The organism is Natrinema soli (assembly GCF_028618695.1).
In genome coordinates this window covers 1-2998 of sequence record NZ_JAQIVI010000610.1, presented here as the reverse complement: position 1 = coordinate 2998, position 2998 = coordinate 1, and the positions used below count along the sequence as shown (strand labels likewise).

Below are 2998 nucleotides of genomic sequence, written 5' to 3'. Positions count from 1 at the left end.
CGCGACAGACCGCAGCGCAAAATTCCGTTAGTTGTCATCCTCGCGCCACTTGTGCTCACACTCGGTACAGATGAAAAAGCGCGTCTCGGACTCGTCGGCCGACCGGATCTGTTGCATATACCAGAGGGCGCGGTCGTTGTTACACTCGGGACAGATAGCGTTGGTCTCGGGCAGGGAGGTCTCGCCGGAGGACTCGATAATCTCGCTAGCTTCCTGATCGTCGGTGACGGTGTATTCGGCGGCGTCGCCTTTCGGTTTCGTAAAGCCGCAGCTGCCACACTCCCAGAGCCCGTCGTCGGCTTTCATCATCGAACCGCAGTCGTCGCAAAATTCCATCGTTGTCCGGGCTACGGAGGTGGAGCGACTTAAGGGGCCTGTTTCAGCCCGTTGACCGGTCTCGGCCCCGATCCCGTCGAGAGGCGCTCACCCCTCGCCCTCCGACTGATACGGCTCGCCGACGGCTTCCCGCGGGAGGACGTTGTTGAGTTCCGACTCGAGGTCGTCCATCGATTCGAAGCGATCACTGTCGCTCCGTTCGATGAGCGCCCCCAGGTTTCGTTCGCCGTCCGCGAGGAGGAGGGTAACGTCCGCGAGTTCGGCGGCGGCTCGCTCGTTCGTGACGGGGTACTCCAGTTCCTCGAGGACGGACTCGACGCGACTGAGTTTGACGTCGGACATGGCTGGACGAACGCGGGCCGGCGGCTTGTAGTTCTGCCGCGCTCGGGCGTACTGTCGCGGATACTAACATTTCGATTCGAAACTATAATCGGTCCCGATCACGCAGATACGGTCGATGCGGAGAGTCGTCGAGCGGGGTCTCGCACCGTTTGCCGTGGACCGACGGGTGCTCGCGCTGGCGGGTGCCCGAATGGCGGACGGGATCGGAAACTCGTTTCTGATCATCGTCATTCCGCTGTACGTGACCAGCGGTATCGTGAGCGGGACGGCGTTCGGCCTCGGGGAGTCGATGATTACCGGGGTCATCCTCTCGGTCTTCGGTTTCCTCAATAGCAGCTTTCAGCCGTTTACCGGTCGTTTGTCGGACCGGCTCGGGCGGCGCAAGCCGTTCATTCTGGTCGGACTCGCCGGGCTGGCGGTCACGAACATCGCCTACGTCGTCGCGGAGACGTACGTCTCGTTGCTGGTCATCCGCGGGCTACAGGGCGTCAGCGTCGCCTTCATCATTCCGTCGTCGGTCGCGCTCGTGAACGAACTCGCGACGACCGACGACCGCGGGGGGAACATGGGCGTCTACAACACCTTTCGACTGGTCGGCTTCGGTGCGGGGCCGGCGGTGGCCGGTGCGGTCGTCAGTCGCGGCCCGTACGCGCTCCCCGGCGGGATGTCGGTCACCGGGTTCGCCGCTGCCTTCTATATCGCCACGATCACGGCCACGGTCAGTTACGTGCTGGTGACGGTGCTCGTCTCCGATCCGGAGTCGACGGTCGCGAACGCCGGTGCGGACCTCTCGATTCCTATCCTCGATCGGTCGGGATCCACCCTGCTCGATCCGATCTTCACGCTCGGCGTCGCGTCGCTATTTATGGCGACCGCGATCGCGCTGTTCGCGACCATTCAACCCGATGTCAACGCCCGCCTCGAGCAGGGGTCGACCTGGTTCGGTCTCCAGTTCGCGGCGTTCATCATCGCCCAGGTCGCGCTGCAGACGCCGATCGGACGGGCCTGCGACCGGTACGGTCGTCGGCCGTTCATCGTCACCGGAATGGTCCTGTTGATCCCGACGACGCTCGTCCAGGGGTTCGTTCTGTCTTCGGTCCTCATGTTCGTCGCCCGATTGTTCCAGGGGATCGCGGCCGCGATGGTGTTCGCCCCGTCGCTGGCGCTGGCGGGCGATCTCGCCGGCGAGGGCGAGTCCGGGTCGAAACTGTCGGTGCTCACGATGGCCTTCGGCTACGGAATCGCCATCGGGCCGCTCTCCTCGGGTGCGCTGGTGGGCTTTGGCTTCAGAGTCCCCTTCGTCTTCGGAACGGTCCTCGCCGTTTTCGGGGCGATTCTGGTCTATACGCAGGTCGAGGAGACGCTCGAGTCGACGGCCTCGGTGCCGGTCGTCGGGAGCGATTGAGGGGGTGTCTCGTCGCCGACCGGGCGTTTCGTAATTCTCGACTCGGTCGTGTCTCTCGATCCCGTATTCCGACGCTCTGAACGACACCAATACTCCCTATCAGTCCGTGAGCGCTCGAGCCGATGCGGCCGTCTCGCGTTTCTCCGGCCGTTCGATCCCGGATCGGGACCGAACGCGGCGTTTGGTTCGATCGGCGTGACAGATCACGGAACTGGCGGGACGCAACGCAAAAGTACCGGTTACTCATACGGTTTGACGATGACGCTCTCGGAGGAGGCCAAGGACCGGTTGGCGGACGTGGTGGAGCTACAGCCGACGAAGAATTCCGAACTGCAGGAGCGCTGGGAGATGGACAGCGGCAGCGAGGTCCACCAATTTCTCGAGAACGAACTCGGCGACTACTACTTCCGGGACGACAACAGTCTGATCCGGGCGACCGCGGAAGCGGCCGAGCTGGTCGACGTCGAGCCGGGGATCGAGAGCGATCCCGACGACGGAGCCCCGTCCAAAATCCGCGTTCCCGAACTACAAGCGCGGATCGTCGCCGTCCTCGCCGGGCCCGAGGAGGAGTCAGAAAGCGTCGTCTCGGTGCTGCACAAGCTCCGAGACGAGTACGATGTTGATGCCGAGGCCGAGGACGTCCGTTCGGGCCTCCAGAGCCTCCGTCGCAAGGGCGTCGTCGAGGTCGAGTACCGTACCGTGCCGACGTTCCGGCTGACGGTCGAGCGCGACGACCTCGAGGTCGCCGTCTCCGACTGACGTCTCGCTTTCGAGCCGTCGACCGGTGCGACGGAGCTACAGTCCCGGCCGTCGTCGCCGCCGGCGGTCCTCGAGAACCCGCTTGAGCCGTTTTCCAGGCCCGCCCTCGATCGGCCAGCCGCGGGTGCGCCAGACGGGCGGCTCGGGTTCGAAGTC

Annotated in this window: 4 protein-coding genes and 1 pseudogene; 2 read left to right on the top strand and 3 right to left on the bottom strand. The window is 64.4% G+C overall.

The window, feature by feature from the left end; genetic code table 11:
- Positions 1–27: 27 nt before the first annotated feature.
- Positions 28–336, bottom strand: coding sequence for a transcription factor S (locus tag PGX04_RS27785; protein ID WP_273741446.1), 309 nt, complete (start codon positions 334–336; stop codon positions 28–30).
- Between the two features lie 87 nt (positions 337–423).
- Positions 424–678, bottom strand: coding sequence for a DUF5789 family protein (locus tag PGX04_RS27780; RefSeq protein ID WP_273741445.1), 255 nt, complete (start codon positions 676–678; stop codon positions 424–426).
- Positions 679–793: 115 nt separating this feature from the next.
- Between PGX04_RS27780 and PGX04_RS27775 the strand changes: the two genes are divergently transcribed.
- Both PGX04_RS27775 and PGX04_RS27770 read left to right on the top strand, forming a co-directional pair.
- Positions 794–2083, top strand: a complete 1290-nt coding sequence (locus PGX04_RS27775; RefSeq protein ID WP_273741444.1) for an MFS transporter — start codon at positions 794–796, stop codon at positions 2081–2083.
- Positions 2084–2341: 258 nt separating this feature from the next.
- The gene (locus tag PGX04_RS27770) at positions 2342–2842 is read left to right on the top strand and encodes a DUF5797 family protein (RefSeq protein WP_273741443.1); all 501 of its coding nucleotides are present in this window, start codon (positions 2342–2344) and stop codon (positions 2840–2842) included.
- 36 nt (positions 2843–2878) lie between these two features.
- Here PGX04_RS27770 and PGX04_RS34830 read toward each other — a convergent pair.
- Positions 2879–2998: pseudogene (locus PGX04_RS34830) on the bottom strand (DUF5787 family protein); the annotation flags it as partial.